The following is a 25,791-nucleotide window of genomic DNA, read 5'->3' as shown; positions in this document are numbered from 1 at the left end:
GATTTTCAGGGAGGATGCGCACCGGCGCAGCCGTGATGAGACACGACCCGCCAGTGGAGGAGGGGAATTAACCTGGCAGCGAAAGCTCACCGCCCTGATCGATCGCGCGCTGCCAGGCGGCACGCTGTTGCACAGTCTGCAGCCATTTCTGGCTGGCGGGCATCTGCTCCAGTCCGGCACGTCGCGCAAGCGCCAGCAGCGGAAAGCTCATCTGGATATCAGCGATACTGAAGCGCTGACCGGCGAACCAGGGATTTGCAGTCAGATGCTGTTCGATCATCTGCATGTGTGGCTTAAGCTGTTTATCCAGAAACGCCTTCTGTACACCTTTACCGAATGCCGCCCCGACCGGGCGCAGCAGCCACGGCACCGGTGCTTTACCCATCTGACCGAAGATCAGCTTCATCACCAGCAGCGGCATCAGCGAGCCTTCGGCATAGTGCAGCCAGTAGCGGCACTGCAGTCGTGATGCCTCATCACTCACTTTGAGCCGGAACTCGTGATCATATTTCTCTTCAAGGTATTCGAGAATGGCACCTGACTCTGCCACTACCTGGTTCCCGTCGGTAATCACCGGTGATTTTCCCAGTGGATGCACTTTTTTCAGCGCCTCCGGGGCCAGCATGGTCGGTTCGCGTTGATAGCGTTTAATCTGGTACGGCACTTCCAGCTCTTCCAGCAGCCACAGCACCCGATGCGAGCGCGATTTCTCAAGATGGTGAACGGTGATCATCATGATTCCCTGTGTTTTGACCTTCACCAAGTATAGACGTCACTCCACATCGGGATGTTTATCATCCTGTTCCGGGTCAAGCAGCACCGCACCCGAGCCCTGCTGACCCAGCCGGTCGTCGGGATTGCGCAGCGGGCAGTCGCGCATCGACAAACAGCCGCAGCCGATACAGCCATCCAGGTCATTACGCAGGCGGGTCAGGGTTTCAATGCGCTTATCCAGCTCTTCGCGCCAGTGCTGTGTCAGCGCATCCCACTCCGGTGTCGACATGCGCTTGTCAGGCGGAATGTGATCCAGGCTGTCACTGACCGTTGCCAGCGGAATGCCGATACGCTGCGCAATCTTGATAATCGCGACGCGTCGCAGCACGTCACGGCTGTATCGCCGCTGATTGCCGCTGTTGCGGGTGCTGAAAATAAGTCCTTTTGTCTCATAAAAGTGCAGCGCCGAAACCGCCACACCGCTGCGGCGCGCCACTTCACCCGGTGTTAAGACCGGTTTCGGATAGTTGCGTTCTTTTTTCATCAGGCTCTTTACCTCAAGTTAACTTGAGGAATTATACTCGCTCTCCATCAAAACCACTAAACTCCCATTACCGCTTATTAAGCACCAGAAGGATGAGACCATGATGCAAGAAGAGATCATTCATTCCCTGACGCACTGGATTGACCAGAACCTGGATAAGAGCCTGTCGATCGATGAGGTTGCCGCAAAATCGGGCTATTCGAAATGGCATCTGCAGCGTATGTTCCGTTCGGTAACGAAGCAGACGCTGGGTGGCTATATTCGCGAGCGCCGTCTGACGCTGGCAGCGGAAGCGCTGTCACAGACACAGCGGCCGGTTTTTGATATCGCGATGCAGTATGGCTATGACTCGCAGCAGACCTTCTCCCGTGTGTTTCGTCGTCAGTTTTCACAGACGCCTACCGCTTACCGCCATACCATGCGCCGCCAGGCGATTCAGCGCCCTCGCCTGCTGAGTTTTGGCTGCAATGACGGTATCAGTAGCTTTACCCAGCGCACGACCGGCGAGTGCTGTCCGGTTCGTTGACCCCCTCAGATGCGCCCGCCCGGGCGCATCTGACTGATTTCCCCGCCGTTCTTCTTCTACTGCTCACTATTCCCTCACGCCGCTACCATACCAGAGTCAAATTTTGTTCAAAATTTAAAATCGGGTGATATAATGTGACTCAAGTCACACTTTGAACCTGGGTTGACGGCGAAAAAGCACCCCCTGACACACTTTTCCGCCGCCGGTGATGTCCGCAGATTGTCAGGAATACTTACTGATATTGAGGTCCGGCCGATGGCTACGTTAACCGCCAGTTTACTTGTTATGCGTTGGGAATTGCTGAGCGCAATCATGATGTTTTTTGCCAGCACCCTGAAAACCAAACTTCGTCAGGATAGCCGTCACGTGATGGCATTTATGTGTGGCGGGATTGGTTTAGGCATGACCTGCTGGTTTGTTACCGGTCTGATGGGCATTACCCTGAGTATGGATAACGTGCATAACTTTCTGGAAATCTCAAAGCATGCCTTTATCGATGTGATGAGCCAGGCGCCTGCTGACTGGCCGATGCCCTGATTTTTGCGCATAAAAAACCCCGCTTAGCGGGGTTTTTTATATTGCTGTGTGTGCTTAAATTTTCTTCAACATGGCAGGAATATTAACATCCTGCACTGTAACGCCCGGGCTCTGCGTTCCGCGGCGGTCCTGAATCCACATATCTCCCATCATCTGATTTAAACCACGATCTAATCCGGTGACCAGTCCTGCACCTGGGGTGAAGGTCAGTTCGCCAAAGTAGATGCGCTCGTCATGGATATACCAGTCCACACGCACGTAGTCGAAATCACTGGCCAGCTTCTTGCTCAGTTCGAGCGCATGTTCCAGTGACGGCATAATCGGTGAGACATCCAGACCGGTATCGCGAATCTTGTGATAGGCCTCATTGAGGTTATTCACGTAGAAATTCATCGACAGCAGCGGCTGGCAGCGGTTGTAGATCACCTGCAGCACATATTCGAACTTGCCATCACGCTTGTTGAACATATGAAACTTGTAATCAATCGGCGCACTTTTGCCATCACCAATGTACTTCTCAACCAGGATACGTGGCTTGATGTAGCGATAGTGAATCTCACGCGCTTCGTTGGCGAAGTCGGTCTTCAGCCAGCGATAGCAGTCATGAATGATCTGCTGCTTGCGCAGTGCGTCTGGCTCCTCCAGCAGAATCTCTACCATGTTGGAGGCGTGGTTCGGCTTGATCACGGTCCCCTTCCAGCAGGGTAAGCTGTTCAGCGTGGTCGGGTCAGTCGTTTCGTGTACCAGCGGGATCAGGTATTCATTACCGATTTTTTCAGCAATGAATTCGCGCACCGAGTACTTATCTGACAGACGACCATAGCTTTGGTAATCGCCGAAGATAAACTTACGGTACAACACCTTCTCGTTGAACACTTTTGGCTGACGCAGATTGGGCAGCTTTCTGAACTTATGGAAGTAGTAGATGCGGTCCTGATAAGCCCAGGGCATCTTCTTAATAAAATACTGCACACTTCTTCTGAGTTCTTCTTTCAACTTGAGCATATCTGACCTCATTTGTATGTTTTGTAGTTGAGTGAGGAAACCTGAATCTTTTGAATGACGCCGTTTTTAAAGAAGTAATTCATTACGGTCAGGGACAAAAGTTCTGAAAGGAAAACGCTCCACGCGGCCCCCATGATGCCGTGACCCTGGATCAACCACCAGGAGAGCGGCAAACTGATGACCATCAGGCAGATGATTTTCCTCAGCAAGTAGTTAAATCCTCCCTCTTTGACCATGTAGCGATACGCTACGGTCCCCATTGCCGAAAAGCTGGTCGCTATCGACAGCAACGTAATGAGACTTCCTGACTGTGTGAATTCCGGGCCGTACAACGCAATGATGATCCGCTCGCCGTAAAGCGAAATGACCAGCAGCATCAGCAATGAAACCGCCATAACATAGCCATTGAGCCGCGCAGCCAGCTTAATGGCGACCTCGCCCCGCTCCCTGAAGATTTCAGTGAAGCAGGAGGTGATGAGCGCCACCGGGATAAAAATCCATGAGGCGGAAATGGTATTCGCCGCCGCAAACAGCCCGAGGTCGCGCGCGGGTGCCGTGCCTGCCAGGAACATCTGCGCCGCTTTTACCTGCACAGAGATAAAGATGCTGGAGATCGCCAGTGGCAGACCGGCATACATCAGATAACGCAGATAGGCCGTGCGCTTTTCGCGCGGTGGCATCTGATCCTGATGGTCCTGATAGAAGTTGTGACGCTTAATCAGGTAAGGCACCAGTGTCACTGCGACAATCGACAGCGTCAGCCAGAGCGGATTAAGACGCAGCCAGGCGACGGTGAAGCTGATGCCGAAACTCAGCAGCATGCCCACGGCGTTGGCGATGGTGTTAAGACGCGAGGCAAGACGCGCGTTGTTATAAACGCTGAAGGTGTCCTGGGTGACAAAAACCGAGGCAACAAATGAGGCCAGTGCAAACGCCAGGAAATTTTCCTGCATGTTGTACCAGACCCAGATTAAGACTGGCACCGAAGTGACCAGCAACAGCACCATTCTCATCGTGCGGGCGATGGTCATCAGGCGCAGGCCTTTTGACGCATTTTTGCTGACGCGTTTAAACAGAATGGTTTCGGTGCCAAAGATTGCAACGGTTTGCACCATCGCAAATAGTGAAGTAGAAAACGCCATCTGGCCAAACACCGTTGGGCCAAAGGATTTCGCCACGTAAGACGTCACAAAAATGACGCCAAAAACGGAGATGATCTTCTCAGACATCATCCAGGCGGCATTAGACATTACGCTCAATTTCATCGACTCTTCCTTAGTATTACTCAACTACAACCGCTTCGGTACAACATCCCTGTAACGAATTAATAAGCGCTCAGTGGGCCTGGCGAAAATGTAAGACTTCAGACCAAGCTGGTCCGAAAATTGAGATGTAAATCATGATCCGGAGTGTTAATTCAGGATAATTCTTATTATAAATGGCGCGAATCACTTCAGATGGAAACGATTTCAGGCTGAAAATAAAACAACCTTTAAGAGCCCTTCCCGCCATATTAATCAAGTCGGTCAGGCTAAATATCCAATGTACGTAGAATTTTTTCGTATTTTGGATGCGATGAATTTATAACAAAAATCCCCCTCCAGGAAGGCACGCCCACCGGATAAGAATAAAATAAGATTTATCCCATGATGATATTTATTCTAAATATCTTAATTTAGGCTTCGCAATTCAATTCGCGCACTTTAATACTGCCTTAATAGAATCTTACAGTGCCAGAAATTATTAAAGTCATTCTCATCCATTAATCGATAAGAAAGGTAAGAGCATTTATGAGAAAGTCACGATACAGCGAAGATCAAATCACAAATGCCATTAAAGCTTCTGAATCGGGCGTGAAAGTCAGAGAGATTTGTGAAGAGTTAGGCATCTCTGAAGCCACGTTCTACAGCTGGAAGAAGAAGTTTTCTGGGTTGTCTTCGGAAGAAGGCAGAAAAATCAAAGAGCTGGAAGAAAAACTGCAGAACATCACGCGTGAACTGCAGACGCTCAACTCGGACAAAGAGATGCTGCAGAGTGTTCTGAAGCACTTCTTTACCACTAATGAAAAACGTCAGGCTGTGGATTTCCTGCAGGCCACCTTTGACATTGGCACCCGTCGCAGCTGCCGCTTATTAGATATCAGTCGCAGCGTATACCATTATCCGTCAGGCACGGAGAACCGCTAAACCCCAATGCTACCGCGCTTTTTAGACTTAACGCTGAGATTTGTTCTTACCAGAAGAGATGAAGATCATTTAACAGGACAATTGCGGCACCCTTTTCCGCTCCATTTATAACTAATGAATGGCTTCACGGCTAAGCTTCTTTTTTTGCGGTAAAATTGATTCACAACAGCAAACGTCTCGCATTCTACGGCTACTCTTCCCTTCCCAATCTCGTTTACGCGGGATTGGGCCCTCCCTTTCTTACGTAAGCTCAGCTAATAGTCGGAACTAAATCTTCTCAATATCATTAAGCCAATTTAAACATCGCGCAAAAAACAATCACCGTATATTTGAGTTAATGCTGGACCTGACTCAAATTTTTGCGGCTGCGTTTAATTCCGGGGAATGGGTTAATGGCATATACTTTCTCCAGGATTAATCCAGGATAAATAGTTTATTGCTCCTTATCACTAACGTTATGTGTCTATCTTTTCGCTCTCTTCATTGCGCATCATTGATGCCAGAGATTAATCTTTAATTATTAACGCAGCGGCGGAGTTTTCTTACTCATTCATCACTGAGTGAAGTTAATAGTGGTTTTCAGCCTCCCTTTCTCAGGACCATACCGCAATAAAAAGCCGCTGATAAAAGCATAACGTCCATAATGCTGCGCGATTTTTCCTGATTAATGACCGATATCTGAACAGTTCCTCCCTGGCAACGCTAAACATGGCTATGTTCAGGAGACCATCAGTCCCGTTTTTTCACTGACAAACAGGGGATGAAAGAGGCTTTCGGGGGTAAAGGCACGATTACGCAGAGGCATGAAATCGATTTCGCGGCACAAATCTGCCGGAGAGCGAGCAAATCGGGGTAGGGTTTAATCTTAAAAAGCCGCGCGGCGTGTTATCCGCGCGGCAGAGGTCTTTTGGCAATCTTCGCGGTTTACTCTTTAACCGCGACGACGAGAGGCTGCGGTTTAATGCGCATTGCCCACAGGACACCCGCCATCAGACAAATAATCCCCGTCACGGTGAGCAGGGGTGGCCAGCTTTGATACCAGAGAAAAGTCCACAACAGACCGAAAAGGATCTCAAAAACAATCAGTGGCCCCATCAGTACGGTGGGCAGACGCTGGCTGGCAGCGTTCCAGCATAAGGTCCCCAGCCAGGAACAGAGCAGACCAATCGCCAGCATCAGGGAGATAAACACCGCAGGACGCGGCCCAAACGGCAGCGAAAAAGCCGGCTGTTGCCAGGCGAGCTGCGAGCTGACCAGCGCGTACATGATTAGCGCCATCGGCAGCGTCACGACTCCCTGCGCTGTTGCCCAGGTCGATGGCCGCAGTTCGGGATGTGTACGCAGCCAGCGGGCATTGCGCAGCGGATACCAGGTCCAGCAGACCACAGCCAGCAGCGCCAGCGCGATACCGGTCAGATAACGGCTGAGATCAAGGGTGTGGCCCTGACTCTGTAGCTCCGCCGCATTCACGCAGAGTAATCCGGCCGCCATCATGACCAGTGCCGGAAACAGCCGCCGCCACGGCAGGCGTCCTTCAAGATGGCCGTAGCAGAGATTGGCCGTCACAGCGATCACCACCGGCAGCGTGCCGATAATCATGGTGGAGACCGGCCCGCCAGTGCGCTGAATGGCGTTCGCCAGAAACGCATAGTAGAAGAGGTTTCCCACCAGCGAGAGCTTTACCGCCTCACGCCAGTCGGCCCGGGCCAGCTTGCGCAGGCGATGACGACCGTGCCAGGCCAGCGGCAGCGCAATCAGCCCAAACGCCACATAACGTCCCGCCGATTGCAGCGCGCCAGGATAGTCAGGCACCAGCAGCGGCCCGACAAAGATCAGCCCCCACAGCAGTCCGGCGGTGACGGCAAACATGACACCAGCAAACATAATTTCTTCCTTATATAGCTTTTTCGTTCAGTGTGGCGGGTTCGGGCGGGGAATGCTTGTAGCAGATTGCGGTGGTATCAGGGCTGGCGCACCTGCTTTTGATAGCGGCCCGGCGTGATGCCATAACGGTTTGCAAAGGCGCGGGTCAGATGAGCCTGATCGGTTAATCCCACCGCCGCCGCAACGCTGGCAGCCGCTTCACCCTGTGCCAGCCTTTGCTTGGCGTCGTAAAGCCGGAAAGCCATCAGCATCTGATGCGGCGTAACGTGATAGTGCTGACGAAAGGCGCGTAAGAAGTGCCACGGCGAAAGCGAGGCCAGCGCCGCCAGCTCATCCAGCCGCACCGGTTCTGCGAGGTTCGCGCGCAGAAAGTCTCTTACCTGATCAAAACGATGCCGTGCATCCGGTCTGTCCTGTGAGGACATGCGTGCCAGCGGACGAATCTGCAACAGTAGTTCTGATAGCAGGCTCTGGCGCGCCAGTGGTGATTCCGCCTGCCAGAGTGTCGCCAGCGTGCGGGAGAGCGGCCGCGCCACGCGCGGATCGGTCAACAGCGCCTCGTTGAACCACCAGCCGCGATCGCCGGTCAGTTCATCCATCAGCTGCGGCTGAATGTAGATCATCTGGTAGCGCCAGCCCTCTTCACACGCTGACTCACCGGTATGCAGCTCATCCGGATTCATCATGACCAGCGAGTTCTCCGGCGCAGTATATTCGGTGCCGCGGTAGCGAAAGCGTTGCGCGCCCGCTTCAATGGTGCCGATACCAAAGGCTTCATGGGTATGGGGTTCAAATGCGTAGCGGGAGATGTGGGCCTGATAGAGTTCCACACCGGGCAGCTCGGCGAGTTGCTGAAACCGGGCGCGGTCTTTCTCACAGGGAAAACTCGCCGGAACACCTTCCACTTCTCTCTCCTTATTTAACCAGTCGGTTTAGCATGCCTGTGACAGGGGGGAAAATGCAAAAGATTGCTTTCCGCAATGCCTCAGGTAACACTGCTTTTTTCAAACCAGATGGGATTAAGCATGGCACAGCGGGTAGTCGTGGTCATTGATATGCAGAATGGCGTCTTCAGCACGCCACGCTTCGACACAGCGGGAAGGATTGCACAGATTAACCGGCTGACCGAACGCGCCGATATCACAATATTTATCCAGCACCGCGAAGGCGAGATGTGCGAGGGTAATGCGGCTTTCGAGCTGCTGCCAGAAATCGCTCAGCCTGCTGGCGCACACTATGTGACCAAAACTGCCTGCGACAGCTTCTGGCACACCGACCTGGCCACGCTGTTAAAGAGGCTGGCGGTAGAGGAATTTGTGGTGTGCGGTTGTGCCACTGACTACTGCCTGGATACCACGATAAAAGTCGGTGCCAGTGCGGGCTATGCGATTACCGTTGCCGCCGATGCGCACACCACGGCAGATCGCCGCTGGGTCAGCGCCGAAGCACTGATTAACCAGCACAATGATGTGTGGGCCTCACTGCTGATCTCCGGCAACGTGCCACGTGTGCTGAGCACGGAGGCGATTCTGGCGGAATGGTCGTAGCTGGCCGCCAGACGCCGCGCATAAAAAAAGCCCGCAAAGCGGGCTTTTTTTGTACTCTCTGGCCAACGGAATCAGAACGGAATATCGTCGTCGAAATCCATTGGTGGTTCGTTGTTGTTGCTGGCCGGCGCGCTCTGTGGCTGCGGCTGCGGACGGGACTGCGCGCCACCACTGAACTGGTTATTGTTGCCCTGCGGCTGCTGCGGCTGACCCCAGCCATTGTTGTTGCCACCGCCCTGCGCGCCACCACCGGCTGGAGCGCCTGCACCGGCATTACCGCCCTGCTGACGGCCACCCAGCATCTGCATGGTACCACCAACGTTAACCACGACTTCGGTGGTGTAACGCTCCTGGCCACCCTGATCCTGCCATTTACGGGTGCGCAGCTGGCCTTCGATATAGACCTGCGACCCTTTTTTCAGGTATTCACCCGCGACTTCAGCCAGTTTGCCAAACAGCACCACACGGTGCCACTCAGTGATCTCTTTGTTTTCACCGGTCTGCTTGTCGCGCCAGCTTTCCGACGTAGCCAGCGTAATGTTGGCAACAGCGCCACCATTTGGCATATAACGTACTTCCGGATCCTGACCCAGATTCCCGACAAGAATCACTTTGTTAACGCCACGACTGGCCATGTTGCTGTCTCCCGATGAGTTAATGCATACAGTCTAATCTATCAATTCTAACACGTCCTGCGGTCTGTTTCCCACTTTCGAGCGGGGTTCCAGTTTTAATCCGCTGCGCGCCAGAGGCTGAGAGTACTGGATATTTATTCAGTCTATTTTTTGTGCCATAATGACACGTTTATTCTGGCCGTGTCGGCAAGGCGCGGTGAGTGCTGCTAATCCGGGAAAGGTGAATGGATAAGATCGAAGTTCGTGGTGCCCGCACCCATAATTTGAAAAACATCAACCTGACCATCCCACGCGACAAACTCATTGTGGTAACCGGCCTGTCAGGTTCCGGTAAATCCTCACTGGCGTTTGATACGCTGTATGCGGAAGGTCAGCGCCGCTATGTGGAGTCGCTCTCTGCGTATGCGCGCCAGTTTCTTTCGTTAATGGAGAAGCCGGACGTCGATCATATCGAAGGTTTGTCGCCCGCCATTTCCATTGAACAGAAATCCACCTCGCACAACCCACGCTCGACCGTGGGAACCATCACCGAGATCCATGATTACCTGCGTCTGCTGTTTGCCCGCGTTGGCGAACCGCGCTGCCCGGATCATGATGTGCCGCTGGCGGCGCAGACCGTCAGCCAGATGGTCGATCAGGTGCTCTCCCAGCCGGAAGGCCGTCGCCTTATGCTGCTGGCGCCGGTGGTGAAAGATCGTAAGGGTGAGCACACCAAAACGCTGGAGAATCTGGCGACCCAGGGCTATATCCGTGCGCGTATTGATGGCGAAGTGTGTGACCTCTCCGATCCGCCAAAACTCGAGCTGCAGAAGAAGCACACCATTGAAGTGGTGATTGACCGCTTTAAAGTACGTGAAGATCTCGCAACCCGCCTGGCGGAATCGTTTGAGACCACGCTGGAGCTCTCCGGCGGGACGGCCATCGTGGCGGACATGGATGACAGCGCCGCAGAAGAGCTGCTCTTCTCGGCTAACTTCGCCTGCCCGATCTGTGGTTACAGCATGAGCGAGCTGGAGCCGCGCCTGTTCTCGTTTAACAACCCGGCGGGCGCCTGTCCGACCTGTGACGGCCTTGGCGTACAGCAATATTTTGACCCTGACCGAGTGGTGCAGAATCCTGAACTCTCGCTGGCGGGCGGTGCAATCCGCGGCTGGGATCGCCGCAATTTCTACTACTTCCAGATGCTGCGTTCGCTGGCGGAACACCTCGATTTTGATATCGAAGCGTCGTTCGGCAGCCTGCCAGAAAACGTACAGAAAGTGATTCTGTACGGATCAGGCAAAGAGAGCATCGAATTTAAGTACATCAACGATCGCGGCGACACCTCGGTGCGCCGTCATCCATTTGAAGGGGTGCTCAATAACATGGAGCGCCGCTACAAAGAGACCGAGTCCTCAGCGGTACGCGAAGAGCTGGCGAAATTTATCAGCAACCGCGCCTGTGCCAGCTGTGAAGGAACCCGTCTGCGTCGTGAAGCGCGTCATGTCTTCGTGGAGAACACCACGCTGCCGACCATCTCTGAGATGAGCATCGGCCATGCGATGTCCTTCTTTGAAAACATGAAACTCAGCGGCCAGCGTGCGCAGATCGCCGAGAAAATTTTGAAAGAGATTGGCGATCGCCTGAGCTTCCTGGTCAACGTCGGCCTGAACTATCTTTCGATGTCGCGTTCCGCCGAGACCCTGTCCGGTGGTGAAGCACAGCGTATCCGTCTGGCCAGTCAGATCGGTGCCGGTCTGGTCGGCGTGATGTATGTGCTGGATGAGCCTTCAATCGGCCTGCACCAGCGCGACAACGAACGCCTGCTCGGCACCCTGATTCATCTGCGCGACCTCGGTAACACGGTGATCGTGGTTGAGCATGATGAAGATGCGATTCGTGCCGCTGACCATGTGATCGATATCGGTCCGGGTGCGGGCGTACATGGCGGCCAGGTGGTGGCTGAAGGCACGGTTGATCAGATCATGGCGCAGGAAGCGTCACTGACCGGCCAGTTCCTGAGCGGCAAGCGTGGCATTGCAGTGCCAGAGGAGCGCGTCAAAGGCGACCCGGCCAAAGTACTGAAGATTACCGGCGCACGCGGCAACAACCTCAAGGATGTCACGCTGACGCTGCCGGTCGGGCTGTTCACCTGTATTACCGGTGTTTCCGGCTCGGGTAAATCGACCCTGATCAACGATACGCTCTTCCCGATTGCCCAGCGGGCGCTGAACGGCGCGACCATCGCCGAACCGGCACCTTACCGTGACGTGGCGGGACTGGAGCACTTCGACAAAGTGATCGACATCGACCAGAGTCCGATTGGTCGTACACCGCGCTCCAACCCGGCCACCTACACCGGCATCTTCACCCCAGTGCGTGAACTGTTTGCGGGCGTGCCGGAAGCGCGTTCGCGCGGCTATAATCCGGGCCGCTTCAGCTTTAACGTGCGTGGCGGTCGCTGTGAAGCCTGTCAGGGCGATGGCGTGCTGAAAGTCGAAATGCACTTCCTGCCGGACATTTATGTGCCGTGCGATCAGTGCAAAGGCAAACGCTATAACCGTGAAACGCTGGAAGTGAAGTACAAAGGCAAGAGCATTCACGAAGTGCTGGAGATGACCATCGAAGAGGCACGTGAGTTCTTCGATGCGGTGCCGGCGCTGGCGCGTAAGTTGCAGACGCTGATCGATGTGGGTCTCACCTACATCCGCCTCGGTCAGTCCGCGACCACTCTTTCCGGCGGTGAAGCCCAGCGCGTGAAGCTGGCGCGTGAGCTGTCGAAGCGTGGCACCGGTCAGACACTCTACATTCTGGATGAGCCGACCACCGGCCTGCACTTTGCCGATATCCAGCAGCTGCTGGAAGTGCTGCATAAGCTGCGCGATCAGGGCAACACCATCGTGGTGATTGAGCACAACCTGGATGTGGTTAAAACTGCAGACTGGATTGTCGACCTGGGTCCGGAAGGCGGCAGCGGCGGCGGTGAAATCCTGGTAGCTGGTACGCCAGAAACCGTGGCGGAATGTGAGAAATCACATACCGCGCGCTTCCTGAAGCCACTGTTACAGAAGTAATTCTGTCAGGCCCGCCGCGTGCGGGCCTTTTACTCTCCCCTGTCGATTCAGCCAGAAAATTGCAGAATCAGGCAAGATTCAGACATGTATAGGCATATACGCTTTTCCCCACGCTGACTATCCTTAAGCGGTTCCTCTTTGGCACGCCCCTGGCGTCGCCCTGTTTTCGCAGCACATCAACGCTGCTGCACTTCATCGAATAACACTCACGACACATCGAAACTGGAGACACCATGAATATTACGCATGCGTATGCTGCTCAGGATGCAAAATCCAAACTGGCACCGTTCGATTTTAAGCCGCGTGAGCTGCGCGCCCATGACGTTCAGCTTGAGGTGCTGTTCTGTGGCGTTTGCCACTCAGACCTGCATCAGGCCCGTAATGAGTGGAAAAACACCATTTTTCCCGTGGTTCCGGGCCATGAAATTGTCGGTCGCGTCACGGCCGTTGGCCCGCAGACGCAGAAATACAAAGTCGGCGATCTGGTCGGCGTAGGCTGCATGGTCGATTCGTGCCGCAGCTGTCCGAGCTGTCAGCAGGGTCTGGAGCAGTATTGTGAAAACGGCTTTGTTGGCACCTATAACGGTGAAGATCGTGAAACCGGCGCCATTACCTACGGCGGTTACTCAACGTCGATGGTGGTTGATGAGAGCTTTGTGCTGCGCATTCCCGAGAACCTGGAGCTGGCGGGCGTGGCACCGCTGCTGTGTGCCGGTATCACCACTTACTCGCCGCTGCGCCACTGGAATGTCGGCCCGGGCAAGAAAGTGGGTATCGTAGGCTTAGGCGGCCTGGGCCATATGGGCGTGAAAATTGCCCATGCCATGGGCGCACATGTGGTGCTGTTCACCACCTCGCCTTCCAAAATTGAAGATGGCAAACGTCTGGGTGCCGATGAAGTCGTGATCTCTAAAGATGCGGAGCAGATGGCGCAGCACGCCAACAGCTTCGACTTCATTCTGAATACCGTGGCGGCTCAGCACGATCTCAACCCCTTCATCACCCTGCTGAAGCTGGATGGCAACATGACGCTGGTGGGTGCACCGGAGCACGATCACCCGGCACCGCAGGTATTTAACCTGATCTTCAAGCGTCGCAGCATCGCCGGTTCACTGATTGGCGGCATCGCAGAGACCCAGGAGATGCTCGATTTCTGTGGTGAGCACGGCATTACGTCAGACATTGAACTGATCGCGATGGACCAGATCAATGAAGCCTATGAGCGCATGCTGAAAAGCGATGTGAAATACCGCTTCGTTATCGACATTAATACCCTGCGCGAGCAGCCTGCCGCGTAACACGTTGCCTCTGAAACCCTCTTGCTCAGGTAAGAGAGTTTTTTATTGCCATTTAGCGGGCCGTTGCAACCTGCTGGAATGAGGCATCGACCAGATAGTAGATCTGCGAATCTTTCAGCGAACCGTCCAGGAACAGCGTGCTCCAGTGTGACTTGTTCAGATGCTCGCTGGGAATAATATCGCTATGCTCTTCGCGCAGTAATTCGGCCAGCGCAGGCGTCGATTTCAGCGAGACCGCTGGCCTCCCTTTCGCCTCATGTACCATCGCAAACAGCACGCCGTTGCTTTTAATCTGCGTGGCTTTCCAGTCACTGTGGACGCTCTGCTCCGCGCCCGGCTTGCTCATGCAATAGGTCAGTAAGTCTGAGTTATTCATTACGATTCCCCTTGTAAAGTGGCGACAATCCGCCTGGCACCGCCCTCAATGCGATGCTCGCCCAGCCAGATACCCTGCCAGGTGCCCAGCACCAGACGTCCCCGCTGAACCGGTAATAACAACGAAACCCCTAAGATCGACGATTTGATGTGCGCCGGCATATCATCACGCCCTTCGTAATCGTGCTGATAAGGCGCATTCTCCGGCACGTGCCGCATGAAATGCTGCTCCATGTCGCTGCGCACCGTCGGGTCGCAATTCTCATTTAAGGTTAACGACGCCGAAGTGTGCTGCAACAGCAGATGCAGCAGACCGGTTTTGATATCACGCAGTCCGGAGAGCGAGTTCACGATCTCATCGGTGACCAGATGAAACCCGCGCGGCTTCGCGCTCAGCGTAATAGTTTGTTGATGCCACATAGCTTATTCCTGAAACGGTTACCCCGTTTAAGTGTGCAGCATGTCGCCGAAAGGTAAACCCTGACCCATAAAAAAACCGCCAGAGAGCACCCTGACGGTTTTTTTTACAGCCTGGCGGCCGTTACATCACGGCGGCAAACGCTTCAGCCACCTGATGCACATTTTTGCTGTTCAGACCGGCCACACACATGCGGCCGCTGCCCACCAGATAGATGCCAAATTCGTTACGCAGACGATCGACCTGCTGCGCACTCAGGCCGGTGTAGCTGAACATGCCACGCTGCTTCAGCAGGTAGTCGAAGTTTTTACCTGGCAGTGCAGTGCTCAGCACGTCCACCAGCGACTGACGCATGTCCAGAATGCGTAAGCGCATCGCTTCCACTTCAGCCAGCCAGCTGGCTTTCAACTCGTCATCGTTGAGTACGCGCGCGACAACCTGCGCACCGAAATTCGGCGGGCTGGAGTAGTTGCGGCGAACCGTGGCTTTTAACTGGCCCAGCACACGCGCTGACTCTTCGGCGCTGTCACAGACGATAGAGAGACCGCCCACGCGCTCGCCATAGAGCGAGAAAATTTTGGAGAAGGAGTTGCTCACCAGGGCTGGCAGGCCCGCCGCCGCGACTGCACGCAGCGCATAGGCATCCTGCTGCATGCCGGCACCAAAGCCCTGATAGGCGATATCCAGGAAAGGAATCAGCTGCTGTGCTTTCAGCACCTCAACGGTCTGATCCCACTGCGCATCGGTCAGGTCAGCACCGGTCGGGTTATGACAGCAGGGATGCAGCAGCACGACGCTCTGCGCTGGCAGGGTTTTCAGGGTGCTGATAAAGGCATCAAACCGCACGCCGTGGGTCTCTGCGTCATACCAGGGATAGGTATTTACCTCAAAACCTGCACCATTAAAAATCGCGACGTGGTTTTCCCAGGTCGGATCGCTGACCCAGATCGCAGACTGCGGGAAGTAGCGCTTAAGGAAATCCGCGCCCACTTTCAGCGCGCCAGAACCGCCCAGCGTCTGAATAGAGGCGATACGGCCCGCGTTTAACACCGGATGATCGGCACCAAACAGCAGCGGTGCAATCGCACTACGGTAGCTGTTCAGTCCTTCCATTGGCAGATAGAGCGATGCCTGATGCGGCTCAGCATAGATCTGCTCTTCGGCAGCGGCTACAGCCTTCAGCTGCGGGATGATGCCCTTTTCGTCGTAATAGAGGCCGATACTCAGGTTAACTTTGTGTTCGCGTGGGTCTTGTTTGAAGGCTTCCATCAACGACAGAATCGGATCGCCAGCATAGGCATCAACGTTTTGAAACACGGTGTAGGTCTCCATGATTGGTCCAGAGGGAAGATGCGGATTAAACCCGATAGCGTCCCGGACGGTGGTTCATTGCAATAATCAGATTCAGGATCACCGCACCCGCAATCGACGCGAGCAGGATGGGGCCACTCACCACATAGAGTGACGCCAGCACGACGCAGGTATCGACCACCATTTGCAGCTTCCCCGCGCGGATCCCAAAGCGATCCTGTAGCCACAGCGCCAGAATATTGATGCCGCCCAGGCTCGCCTTATGACGAAATAACACTATAAACCCGATTCCCATGATGACGTTACCGAACAGTGTCGCATAGAAGGGGTTAAGGTCAGAAAAGTGGACGAACAGCGGGTGCAGCTGGGTAAACAGCGACACCAGACCGACGGCGCAGAAGGTTTTCAGCGTAAATTCCCAGCCCATGCGTTTTACCGCCAGCCAGTAAAAAGGGATGTTGATCAGGAAAAACGCGCTGCCGAACGAAAGCGGCGACAGGTAGCTGATCAGAAAGGCGATGCCTGCGGTGCTGCCGGTCAGCGCTCCCGCCTGTTTCAGCATAATGACGCCGAACGAGACCATCAGGGTGCCAAGCACCATCGCCAGCGCATCTTCAATGCGCGAATGCGGGACGCGGGAGGGTTCTGCGATGTTATCCATGGGGTTTTCTCAGGGCAAAGGATGCGGTTTCGATGCAAAAAACGCACCATCGCCACAGCACTGAACTGCTGTAAACCGGGTGCCAGCGATATCCCATTGATATCTAAGGCGCTTTAAAAAAGAACTTTGTGCATAAATTCCGGCTGATACCGTCAACCTATGCGTTAAAGTCCGCCTCTATGCGCGCTCTTCGCATTAATTGCCGCAAGTGTGCACCAAAAGCGCACAGCGCGCACCTTTTTAGCGCGTCTTCTGCTCAGGCAGCATCATCAGCCCGTTCTCTTTCATGCGTCCCAGCACTACCGACGTTTTCACATGGGAAACGCTCTGGTGGCCCGCGACTAACTGGCTGATTAACGCACTAAGGGAATTGAGATCGGCCACCGCCACTTTAAGCAGATAGTCCGCATCGCCGGTGGTTTTATAGGCATCCACGATCGCCTGCTCCTGCTCCACCATCCGGTGAAAGCTCTCGACATATTCTGCGGTGTGGTTAATTAAGCGCACCTCAATCAATCCCACCATGCCAAGCCCGATCGCATCGGGCGACAGCCGGGCATGATAACCCAGGATCAGATTAGCCTGTTCCAGATTGATACGACGGCGGGAACATTGTGAGGCGGAAAGGCCGACCAGATCGCTGAGTTCCTGGTTGGTCAGACGGCCGTTGGATTGTAATAAAGTCAGGATTTTAAGGTCGTAATCGTCTACGTGAGTCATTCCGTTTCCACAGCGTGATGGGCGTCGCTTTGTTACAGATAACCCGATAACCCGAGAGGTTGTCCAACACTATTTTGTGATGATGGGTGCTGTCATGCACAGATCGTGCATGACAGCACAAACCGGGGATTATTCGTCGTCGTATTGCGGGCCAGCGTAGTTGTCGAAGCGTGACCACTGACCGTTAAAGGTCAGGCGTACTGTACCGATCGGGCCGTTACGCTGTTTACCCAGAATGATCTCCGCGATCCCTTTAAGATCGCTGTTTTCGTGGTAAACCTCATCGCGATAGATAAACATGATCAAATCCGCATCCTGCTCGATCGAGCCCGATTCACGCAGATCCGAGTTGACCGGACGTTTATCGGCTCGCTGCTCCAGCGAGCGGTTAAGCTGCGACAGCGCCACAACCGGCACGTTCAGCTCTTTGGCCAGTGCTTTCAGCGAGCGGGAGATCTCAGCAATTTCCAGCGTACGGTTGTCCGACAGCGACGGCACACGCATCAGCTGCAGATAGTCGATCATGATCATGCTTAATCCACCGTTTTCACGGTAGATGCGGCGGGCGCGCGAACGCACTTCGGTGGGCGTCAGGCCGGAAGAGTCATCAATGTACATGTTCTTCTTCTCCAGCAGGATACCCATGGTGCCGGAAATACGCGCCCAGTCCTCATCATCCAGCTGCCCGGTACGGATGCGGGTCTGATCGACGCGGGAGAGTGACGCCAGCATACGCATCATGATCTGCTCGCTGGGCATCTCCAGACTGAAGATCAGCACCGGTTTTTCCTGCAGCATGGCGGCGTTTTCGCACAGGTTCATCGCAAAGGTGGTTTTACCCATCGAAGGACGTGCGGCAACAATAATCAGATCAGAACCCTGCAGGCCCGCGGTCTTTTTATTCAGATCCTGATAGCCGGTATCGACGCCGGTGACGCCATCGTGCGGTGTCTGATAGAGCGATTCGATACGCGAGACGGTCGATTCCAGAATCTGCTCGATGTTTTTCGGGCCAGCATCCTTATCCGCGCGGGCTTCCGCAATTTTAAAGACGTTCGACTCCGCGAAGTCGAGCAGCTCTTCGCTGTTACGCCCCTGCGGATCATAACCGGCATCGGCAATCTGGTTAGCGACGGCGATCATCTCACGCACCACCGCACGTTCGCGCACGATGTCAGCATAGGCGCCGATGTTCGCCGCGCTCGGGGTGTTTTTCGCCAGTTCCGCCAGATAGGCGAAGCCGCCCGCCATCTCCAGCTCGCCACGGGTTTCCAGCGATTCGGAGAGCGTAATCAGGTCAATAGGTTTGCTGTTTTCCAGCAGCCGCTGCATCTCTGAAAAAATCAGCCGATGCGAGCGGTTGAAAAAATCATTCGCGACGACGCGCTCAGAGACATTGTCCCAGCGCTCGTTATCCAGCATTAACCCACCGAGCACCGACTGCTCCGCTTCCAGCGAATGCGGGGGCATTTTCACGCCTGCGAGCTGGCGATCCTGCGTTTCGTTCGATTTGTTGGTGGGTTTATTTCCTGCCATAGTGAATGCATTACCGATCTTCTGTGGGGACGCGCAAGTATACCTTAGTTGGGGTGCGTGCCTCACCCTCATGATGAAACAATCACAGGAGTCAGAATGGCAAAGCGTATTCAGTTCAGCGCACATGGCGGCCCGGACGTTTTAGAGTGGACAGATTTTGAACCTGCTGACCCGGCCGAACATGAAGTGCAGGTAGAACATCGCGCTATCGGGATTAATTACATCGATACCTATGTTCGCAGCGGGCTTTATCCGGTCGCCGCTTTTCCCTCTGGCCTGGGTACAGAAGCCGCAGGCGTGGTGTCGCGGGTTGGACGTGGCGTGACATTATTTAAGCCCGGCGATCGCGTGGTCTACTGTCTGGCGTCGATGGGGGCCTATAGCGAAGTGCACAACGTGGCGGAAGATCGCCTGATGCATCTCCCGGAGGCGATCAGCTTTGAGCAGGGCGCAGCCAGCTACCTGAAAGGGCTGACCACACAATATCTGCTGCGCCAGACCTATAAAATCAGCGCCGGTGAGACCTTCCTGTTTCATGCCGCAGCGGGCGGCGTCGGGTTAATTGCCTGTCAGTGGGCAAAAGCGCTGGGTGCCCATTTGATTGGCACAGTCGGGTCAGCAGAAAAGGCAGCGATGGCGAAAAAGGCCGGCGCCTGGGCGACGATTAACTACCGCGAAGAGAATATTGCGCAACGCGTCAGCGAACTGACCGACGGGAAAAAAGTGGGTGTAGTTTATGACTCCGTGGGCAAAGATACCTGGGAAGCATCGCTGGACTCATTGCGCCGTCATGGGCTGATGGTCAGTTTTGGCAATGCTTCGGGTCCGGTGACCGGGATTGATCTCGGCATTCTGAATAAGAAAGGCTCGCTGTTTGTGACCCGCCCTTCACTGTTTGGCTATATCACCAACCGCCAGGAGCTGGAAACCGCCAGTGCCGAGCTTTTCTCGCTGCTGGCGAGTGGCGCAATTAAAGTTGATGTGCCGGAGCAGCAGAAGTTTGCGCTGAAAGAGGCCAGCAAAGCGCACCAGATGCTGGAGAGCCGCGCCACGCAGGGATCCTGTCTCTTAATTCCATAGTAGTGAGCAACAAAAAGGGCCTCCTGCGGGAAGCCCTTCTCTTTTTTTATTTTTTGTTCGCGCTGGTGTAGGGACAGCGGCGATGAATTCGTGTCGAGTCGATGGCACATCGATTTGACGACAGGCATCCTGCCAGAAAACATAAGTAAAAAATATGTTTAATTGCAGATCAGCCCTGACCAATCTCTCACACTGTGATCTTCACCGCATTTAGCGCCAGCCTTTGCGGTCTAACCTGTTGATCTTACGCCGCAGCTTACGACGTGCTCGCTCATCGCTGTCGCCAAAAAAGGCACGATGCAGCCAGACCGCAATCACCGCCAGCACCAGCCACGGCAACACTTTAATAACAATTGCAAACAGCCCACCGACAAACATCACGATGGTTGCTACCACCAGTGCCGCCAGCACGCCTAACAGCGAAACGCCGGTCAGCAACAGCATCAGGAAAAACCCCAATACGAATAAAATTTCCACGTCAGCGCTCCTTTTTGAGATTGATTGTTATAGCTATTACAAAAAACGTGCCAACAGTTAACTCATTGATTTTTTTCTGATAAGAGATAAACAGAAGAGCGCCACCTGGTGAGAAAAACCACATAGTGGCGTAAAAAAAACCAGCATTCAGAGCTGGTTTTTTCGGGTTCAGGTGAGGCGTCAGGCTTCCTGGGGGATTTTATCCGCTACCAGCGCCAGCGCCGCCTCCAGCACACGGACATCGGCACCGGGTTTGTGGGCATTTTCACTCAGGTGGCGTCGCCACTGGCGGGCGCCCGGGATCCCCTGGAACAGACCCAGCATATGGCGCGTGACATGTCCCAGATACGTCCCCTTTGCCAGTTCCGCTTCAATATAGGGATACATGGCGCGCACCACTTCAACCGGGTTCGCCGCCGGATGCTGACGACCAAACAATGTCTGATCGACCTGCGCCAGAATGCCGGGGTTTTGGTAGGCTTCACGTCCCATCATCACGCCGTCAAGGTGTTGCAGATGGGTCAGTGCCTCTTCCAGGGTTTTCACGCCGCCATTGAGGGCAATGGTCAGTTGCGGAAAATCGCGTTTCAGCTGATAGACGCGGGGATAATCCAGCGGTGGAATCTCGCGGTTCTCTTTCGGGCTGAGGCCGGAGAGCCAGGCTTTACGCGCATGAATGATAAATGTCTCACACTCACCGCGTCCCGCCACCGTGCCGATAAAATCGGTCAGGAATTCATAGCTGTCCAGCTCATCGATACCAATGCGGGTTTTCACCGTGACCGGAATTGAAACCACGTCGCGCATCGCTTTAACGGCATCTGCGACCAGATTCGCCTCGGCCATCAGGCAGGCGCCGAAACGGCCATTCTGCACCCGATCAGAGGGACAGCCGACATTAAGGTTCACTTCATCATAGCCGCGCTGCTCTGCCAGCTTCGCGCACTGCGCCAGTGCCGCCGGATCGCTACCACCAAGCTGCAACGCGACCGGATGCTCAGCCTCACTGTAAGCCAGGTAATCCCCTTTGCCATGAATGATTGCGCCCGTGGTCACCATTTCGGTGTAGAGCAGCGTGTCACCGGTCAGCTGGCGATGAAAATAGCGACAGTGACGATCGGTCCAGTCGAGCATAGGGGCGATAGAGAAACGTTGCGAAGAGAAATTAGGCATGAAGCGCAGACAATCCGGTAATTAAGGGGTGATGGAATTCTGTGCAAGGATAACACAAGGGCGGGCGATAGTGCATCGCCCGCCCCCGAACAGTCTGAATAACGCGCTTAGAAGTTAAAGCCCAGCTGCATCATCGCGCCCCAGGTGTTGTTAGCACCCACAGAGCCCGCCAGATCCAGATGTACGGCTTTGTTAAACGGTGACAGACCAAAACCGGCCGTAGCGACATTTTCGTCGTTAGAACGCATGTCCGCACGATAACCTGCACGCAGCTGCAGCCAGTCAAGTACGCGGTATTCCGCGCCCACTGCCGCATACTGGCTGTTATCCTGAGTTTTGAAGCGTTTGGTTTCAGTCAGATCCACATCGCCCGTCACGGTAAACGGACCTTTATCCCAGGCCAGACCGGTGGTGACCAGCGGGCGAATCTGGTAGGTGTCGCGGAAACCATTGACCTCTTTGGTCTGCAGATCGCGTGAAACCAGGTTCTGTCCGGTTACACCCAGCGTCCAGTTTTCAGCAAAGGTGGTCGCCAGACCGGCATCAACGTTGAAGCCGGTGTCGGTGCTGCGATACTGGCTGTTATTGATGTCACTTTTGTCGTAGTTGTAAATACTGGCGGTGTAGTTATAGAGCCAGGTTTTCTGCACTTTCGGTGTGACGCCTACCGATACTGGCTGACCAGCGATGGTGAACTCATGCGCCACCGCCACACCATAATCGGTGACCAGCGCCGCTAAGCCATTCGCGCTGGAGCGCAGGTTATTTTGATCGCCAGGACGAGGAAGCACTGTGCCGTTAGCCACACCGCGCAGATAGTCGATATCGCTCTGGACCACATTGGCACGCACGTGCGCTGAGCCATAGGCTTTGGTGATAAAGGCGAAAGGCAGCGTCTCGTCAGGGATAGTGACGGCCAGGGCAACCCCGGCGTTACCGTCCGCTTTGTTGCCGCGTAAATCATTTAGCTGGTTGGCGACATCGCCTGAGGCGGCGCGCACTTCAGGATAGCCACGCAGATAATCAGCGAAGGTTAAATTACTGAGCACGTCGCGGTAGCGATCAACGGTATCGGTAATATCATCCACTTTATCTATCAGCTTATCTTTGTCGGTGACCTGAATACCGGCTGAAGGGAAAATAATGCTGACGCTATCGTCGGGTTTGGCGCGCGTCATTAATGCCGGGTTCGCCAGCACTGCGGAGCCATAAAGAGAAGATGCTACGCCGGTGCCGCCCATGGCGTCATTACGTGCATCATACCAGGTCCCTGCCGCCATGGCGGAAGAAGAAAGGAAAAGCGCGGTCGTTACAGCTGTGTAGATTAGCGCTGAACGTTGAGCGGATTTTTTCACCATTTGCCTGCCATCACCTGAGAAATTGTCATTGAAACATTCAATGACTGAATAGTTTGTTAGCCCTATTGTGAACCCTGGCTAACGCGTTATTGCTGTGAATTCAAAGGAAACAGTGTCTTAATTCAAAGGATTGGACGTTTTCCAATCAAAAAACCGTTGTAATTGTTCAAACTGCATTGGGATATTTCAAATAATGCCAGACTTTTCTTAAGTCTTTCTGAACATTACTTCTTAACTCAGTGAGATGCAAAGCAAAATGCCAACAAATTCCGCTTCAGGTGGATTCAGAATGGATCTGATTTGTCGTCAGATTTGAGATAGAAGACGGCTTAAATTCTGATTATGCTGCTTTATCAGGCAAATGATGCTGTTTTTTCAGACGAAAACCAACCTCAGCGCCGCGAAACTATGTGTGATAAAATAACATCACTTATCCAGCGGAGAATTTTCATGACAAACATGACGTCGCAGCAAATTTTGATTCAGGCCGAAAAGATGTGCCTGCAGCGCGGTGTGCGTCTGACTTCGCAACGTGCTGAAGTGTTGCGCCTGATGGCCGAGCAGCCTGGCTCGATCAGCGCCTACGATCTGCTGGATCAACTCCGGGTCAGCGAGCCGCAGGCCAAGCCACCCACGGTTTACCGGGCGCTCGATTTCCTGCTGGAGCAGGGTTTCATTCATCGGGTGGAATCCAACAACAGCTACGTCATGTGTCACCATTTTGAGGCACCAGCACATACATCGGTGATGCTGGTCTGTGACCGCTGTGCCGCCGTTACAGAGAAGCAGGCGCAGGGCGTAGAGAAGATTATTGCTGGTCTGGCAGGTGAAGCGCAGTTTGCATTACGCCACAGCGTGATTGAAGCGCATGGTTTATGTGAAAATTGTGCTGCGGTTGAAGCCTGTACGCACCATGAAAGCTGCGAGCATGACCATCAGGATGAGGGTAAAAAGCGGGGGAAACGCGGGTAATCGGCACATCCTTGTGCGGTTCCGGTGAGGGCCCACCGGAACGCATTCAGCTGATTATCAAGCTATTGTCTGATTACCAGCGGTGATCTTTGTTCTGACCTTCCCAGTCGCTTACTTCGCGCTCGGCTTCATCTTTGGTAGAGCCGTAACGCTCCTGGATTTTGCCGACCAGCTGATCGCGTTTACCTTCGATAACCTGCATATCATCGTCGGTCAGCTTGCCCCATTTCTCTTTCATTTTGCCTTTGAACTGCTTCCAGTTGCCGCTTGCTTCGTCTTTATTCATGGCAGACCTCCAATCCTCGGGTTTTAATGATTATCTTGCTACTTAACAAAATAACGATACAAAGCGCTGGTTAACTGCGCTGCATGGAGTTAATTGTAGTAGCCAATTTATTAACCGTGGAATAATACAGAATAATCCGTATCGGCTTGCGTGCAGCCACGGCTGACTCAGGCATCAAACCAGCTGTTCTGACGCCAGTGCTTACGCCAGATGAGCCACAGCGACAGGCCGCGCAGCGCCAGGAAAATCGTGACCGCCAGCCACAGACCATGGTTACCTAACACCGGTACGCTAAGCAGCGTCAGAAAATAGCCGGCTGCGGCAACTACCATGCTGTTACGCATCTCACGCCCGCGCGTCGCTCCGATGAACATGCCATCCAGCAGATAACACCAGACGCCGATCAGCGGCATTATCATCTGCCAGACCAGATAGCGGTCCGCTGTCTGCTGGAGTGACTGAAGAGAGGTCAGCAGGGTAACGATCTGCGGGCCAAAAATGGCATAGATCAGCGAGAAGAACAGCGCCACCACTACCGCCTGCCGACAGGCAGAGTGCCAGACGCGCAGGAGCTTGCTGCCATCTTTTGCACCATGCGCCTCACCCGCAAAAGCTTCAACCGCATAGGCAAAGCCATCCAGCGCGTAAGCCGTAAAAGTGATGAACATCAGTAATACTGCGTTAACCGCCACCACATCCGGACCCAGCCGGGCACCCAGTACGGTCAGCGAGGCGAAACAGAGCTGCAGCATCAGAGAGCGCAGCATGATGTCCCGGTTCAGTCGCAGCAGCCGGCCGCTGTCACCGCGCCAGCTCTGCTTCAGCAGGCTAAGCGTAATTCCGCGCAGTTTTAACACCCGCCAGACCATGATGCTGCCGACAACCAGCGTAATGTATTCCGCCAGCGCCGTGGCGGTTGCCGCCCCCGCGACACCCCAGTGCAGCCCCATCACCAGCCAGAGATCGAGCACGATGTTAACCAGGTTGCCCACCACCAGCAGGATCACCGGCGCGCGTGCATACTGCACGCCCAGCAGCCAGCCCAGAATGACCAGGTTTGCCAGCGTGGCAGGCGCACTGAGCCAGCGAATCTGAATAAACAGTGCCGCCTGTTCGAGTACATCGGGATTGCCGCCAACGAGATGGGTCGACAGCTGAATAATCGGATAACGCAAAGCGATGAACAGTACGCCCGCCAGCAGCGCAATGATCAGCGGCTGAGTCAGCGCGCGTGCCAGCGCCATTTTATCGCCAGCGCCAAATGCCTGCGCCGTAAGGCCAGTGGTACTCATTCGAAGGAAAAGCAGCAGCATAAAGAGGAAGCTGGTCACTGTAGTCCCGACCGCAACCCCGCCAAGATAGACAGGGCTGTCGAGATGACCAATTACTGCAGTATCGACCACTCCCAGTAAGGGAACGGTGATATTTGAAAGGATCATCGGCAGCGCAAGCCGCCAGAGATTTTTATCGGTTGCCGTAATAAAGCGCATTCGCC

26 protein-coding genes are annotated in these 25,791 nt (G+C 54.3%); 8 read left to right on the top strand and 18 right to left on the bottom strand.

Annotated elements, in window-relative coordinates:
* Positions 1–67 precede the first annotated feature (67 nt).
* Together AC6I8B_RS01490 and soxR are read right to left on the bottom strand one after the other, a co-directional pair.
* Complete coding sequence (locus tag AC6I8B_RS01490; protein ID WP_497817731.1) at positions 68–733, bottom strand: glutathione S-transferase family protein; 666 nt, start codon at positions 731–733, stop codon at positions 68–70.
* A gap of 39 nt (positions 734–772) precedes the next feature.
* Entirely contained in the window at positions 773–1,258 is a 486-nt protein-coding gene (gene soxR, locus AC6I8B_RS01485) for a redox-sensitive transcriptional activator SoxR (protein WP_497816108.1), read from the bottom strand.
* 100 nt (positions 1,259–1,358) lie between these two features.
* Between soxR and soxS the strand changes: the two genes are divergently transcribed.
* Both soxS and AC6I8B_RS01475 read left to right on the top strand, forming a co-directional pair.
* Complete coding sequence (gene soxS, locus AC6I8B_RS01480; RefSeq protein ID WP_010252163.1) at positions 1,359–1,784, top strand: superoxide response transcriptional regulator SoxS; 426 nt, start codon at positions 1,359–1,361, stop codon at positions 1,782–1,784.
* 255 nt (positions 1,785–2,039) lie between these two features.
* A complete protein-coding gene (locus tag AC6I8B_RS01475; RefSeq protein ID WP_010252166.1) occupies positions 2,040–2,321 on the top strand; it encodes a YjcB family protein in 282 nt (93 codons plus the stop codon).
* 54 nt (positions 2,322–2,375) lie between these two features.
* Here the strand turns inward: AC6I8B_RS01475 and AC6I8B_RS01470 are convergent, their stop codons facing one another.
* Positions 2,376–3,326 (bottom strand): ATP-grasp fold amidoligase family protein, encoded by a 951-nt coding sequence (locus tag AC6I8B_RS01470; protein WP_010252168.1) that lies wholly within the window; start codon positions 3,324–3,326, stop codon positions 2,376–2,378.
* A gap of 8 nt (positions 3,327–3,334) precedes the next feature.
* Entirely contained in the window at positions 3,335–4,591 is a 1,257-nt protein-coding gene (locus tag AC6I8B_RS01465) for an oligosaccharide flippase family protein (RefSeq protein WP_031591774.1), read from the bottom strand.
* A 525-nt stretch (positions 4,592–5,116) separates the two neighbouring features.
* Here AC6I8B_RS01465 and AC6I8B_RS01460 point away from each other — a divergent pair.
* A complete protein-coding gene (locus tag AC6I8B_RS01460; RefSeq protein WP_003855733.1) occupies positions 5,117–5,512 on the top strand; it encodes a transposase in 396 nt (131 codons plus the stop codon).
* Positions 5,513–6,436: 924 nt separating this feature from the next.
* Here AC6I8B_RS01460 and AC6I8B_RS01455 read toward each other — a convergent pair.
* Positions 6,437–7,396 carry a DMT family transporter gene (locus tag AC6I8B_RS01455; protein WP_346550587.1) on the bottom strand — a complete coding sequence of 320 codons (960 nt, stop codon included), beginning with the start codon at positions 7,394–7,396 and terminating at the stop codon, positions 6,437–6,439.
* 77 nt (positions 7,397–7,473) lie between these two features.
* Positions 7,474–8,301, bottom strand: a complete 828-nt coding sequence (locus tag AC6I8B_RS01450; protein WP_179257386.1) for an AraC family transcriptional regulator — start codon at positions 8,299–8,301, stop codon at positions 7,474–7,476.
* Between the two features lie 120 nt (positions 8,302–8,421).
* Here AC6I8B_RS01450 and AC6I8B_RS01445 point away from each other — a divergent pair, with 120 nt between their 5' ends.
* On the top strand, positions 8,422–8,943 hold the full coding sequence (locus AC6I8B_RS01445) for an isochorismatase family protein (protein WP_497817561.1): 522 nt from the start codon (positions 8,422–8,424) through the stop codon (positions 8,941–8,943).
* Between the two features lie 71 nt (positions 8,944–9,014).
* Here the strand turns inward: AC6I8B_RS01445 and ssb1 are convergent, their stop codons facing one another.
* The gene (ssb1, locus tag AC6I8B_RS01440) at positions 9,015–9,578 is read right to left on the bottom strand and encodes a single-stranded DNA-binding protein SSB1 (protein WP_010252180.1); all 564 of its coding nucleotides are present in this window, start codon (positions 9,576–9,578) and stop codon (positions 9,015–9,017) included.
* 224 nt (positions 9,579–9,802) lie between these two features.
* Here ssb1 and uvrA point away from each other — a divergent pair, with 224 nt between their 5' ends.
* The gene (uvrA, locus tag AC6I8B_RS01435) at positions 9,803–12,631 is read left to right on the top strand and encodes an excinuclease ABC subunit UvrA (RefSeq protein ID WP_010252182.1); all 2,829 of its coding nucleotides are present in this window, start codon (positions 9,803–9,805) and stop codon (positions 12,629–12,631) included.
* A 233-nt stretch (positions 12,632–12,864) separates the two neighbouring features.
* Positions 12,865–13,929 (top strand): NAD(P)-dependent alcohol dehydrogenase, encoded by a 1,065-nt coding sequence (locus AC6I8B_RS01430; protein ID WP_010252184.1) that lies wholly within the window; start codon positions 12,865–12,867, stop codon positions 13,927–13,929.
* Between the two features lie 52 nt (positions 13,930–13,981).
* On the opposite strand, the gene AC6I8B_RS01425 is transcribed toward AC6I8B_RS01430, so the two are convergent.
* The 6 genes from AC6I8B_RS01425 to dnaB form a co-directional block, all read right to left on the bottom strand.
* Positions 13,982–14,305 carry an MmcQ/YjbR family DNA-binding protein gene (locus AC6I8B_RS01425; RefSeq protein ID WP_010252186.1) on the bottom strand — a complete coding sequence of 108 codons (324 nt, stop codon included), beginning with the start codon at positions 14,303–14,305 and terminating at the stop codon, positions 13,982–13,984.
* Positions 14,305–14,724, bottom strand: a complete 420-nt coding sequence (locus AC6I8B_RS01420; protein WP_010252188.1) for a secondary thiamine-phosphate synthase enzyme YjbQ — start codon at positions 14,722–14,724, stop codon at positions 14,305–14,307. The genes AC6I8B_RS01425 and AC6I8B_RS01420 overlap by 1 nt, the downstream gene beginning before the upstream one ends.
* Positions 14,725–14,845: 121 nt before the next feature.
* The gene (locus tag AC6I8B_RS01415) at positions 14,846–16,039 is read right to left on the bottom strand and encodes an amino acid aminotransferase (protein WP_179257391.1); all 1,194 of its coding nucleotides are present in this window, start codon (positions 16,037–16,039) and stop codon (positions 14,846–14,848) included.
* Between the two features lie 40 nt (positions 16,040–16,079).
* Positions 16,080–16,694, bottom strand: a complete 615-nt coding sequence (locus AC6I8B_RS01410; protein ID WP_497817560.1) for a YitT family protein — start codon at positions 16,692–16,694, stop codon at positions 16,080–16,082.
* A gap of 240 nt (positions 16,695–16,934) precedes the next feature.
* The gene (locus AC6I8B_RS01405) at positions 16,935–17,414 is read right to left on the bottom strand and encodes an Lrp/AsnC family transcriptional regulator (protein ID WP_010252196.1); all 480 of its coding nucleotides are present in this window, start codon (positions 17,412–17,414) and stop codon (positions 16,935–16,937) included.
* A 129-nt stretch (positions 17,415–17,543) separates the two neighbouring features.
* Positions 17,544–18,950 (bottom strand): replicative DNA helicase, encoded by a 1,407-nt coding sequence (gene dnaB / locus AC6I8B_RS01400; protein ID WP_010252197.1) that lies wholly within the window; start codon positions 18,948–18,950, stop codon positions 17,544–17,546.
* Between the two features lie 96 nt (positions 18,951–19,046).
* On the opposite strand from dnaB, the gene AC6I8B_RS01395 reads away from it, so the two are divergent.
* The gene (locus tag AC6I8B_RS01395; RefSeq protein WP_010252198.1) at positions 19,047–20,030 is read left to right on the top strand and encodes a quinone oxidoreductase; all 984 of its coding nucleotides are present in this window, start codon (positions 19,047–19,049) and stop codon (positions 20,028–20,030) included.
* Between the two features lie 210 nt (positions 20,031–20,240).
* On the opposite strand, the gene pspG is transcribed toward AC6I8B_RS01395, so the two are convergent.
* The 3 genes from pspG to AC6I8B_RS01380 form a co-directional block, all read right to left on the bottom strand.
* Positions 20,241–20,507 (bottom strand): envelope stress response protein PspG, encoded by a 267-nt coding sequence (gene pspG / locus AC6I8B_RS01390; RefSeq protein ID WP_010252199.1) that lies wholly within the window; start codon positions 20,505–20,507, stop codon positions 20,241–20,243.
* Between the two features lie 180 nt (positions 20,508–20,687).
* A complete protein-coding gene (dusA, locus tag AC6I8B_RS01385; RefSeq protein ID WP_010252200.1) occupies positions 20,688–21,680 on the bottom strand; it encodes a tRNA dihydrouridine(20/20a) synthase DusA in 993 nt (330 codons plus the stop codon).
* Between the two features lie 107 nt (positions 21,681–21,787).
* On the bottom strand, positions 21,788–23,038 hold the full coding sequence (locus AC6I8B_RS01380; protein WP_010672213.1) for a conjugal transfer protein TraF: 1,251 nt from the start codon (positions 23,036–23,038) through the stop codon (positions 21,788–21,790).
* Positions 23,039–23,488: 450 nt separating this feature from the next.
* Here AC6I8B_RS01380 and zur point away from each other — a divergent pair, with 450 nt between their 5' ends.
* Positions 23,489–24,010 carry a zinc uptake transcriptional repressor Zur gene (gene zur, locus AC6I8B_RS01375; protein ID WP_010252202.1) on the top strand — a complete coding sequence of 174 codons (522 nt, stop codon included), beginning with the start codon at positions 23,489–23,491 and terminating at the stop codon, positions 24,008–24,010.
* A gap of 73 nt (positions 24,011–24,083) precedes the next feature.
* On the opposite strand, the gene AC6I8B_RS01370 is transcribed toward zur, so the two are convergent.
* Positions 24,084–24,296, bottom strand: a complete 213-nt coding sequence (locus AC6I8B_RS01370; RefSeq protein WP_033770834.1) for a CsbD family protein — start codon at positions 24,294–24,296, stop codon at positions 24,084–24,086.
* A gap of 167 nt (positions 24,297–24,463) precedes the next feature.
* On the bottom strand, positions 24,464–25,786 hold the full coding sequence (gene dinF / locus AC6I8B_RS01365) for an MATE family efflux transporter DinF (protein WP_497817559.1): 1,323 nt from the start codon (positions 25,784–25,786) through the stop codon (positions 24,464–24,466).
* Between the last annotated feature and the right edge of the window lie 5 nt (positions 25,787–25,791).

The sequence above is a fragment of the Pantoea sp. X-Soil-ISGK-285 genome (assembly GCF_059730815.1).
This window is presented reverse-complemented; position numbering and strand designations above follow the sequence as displayed.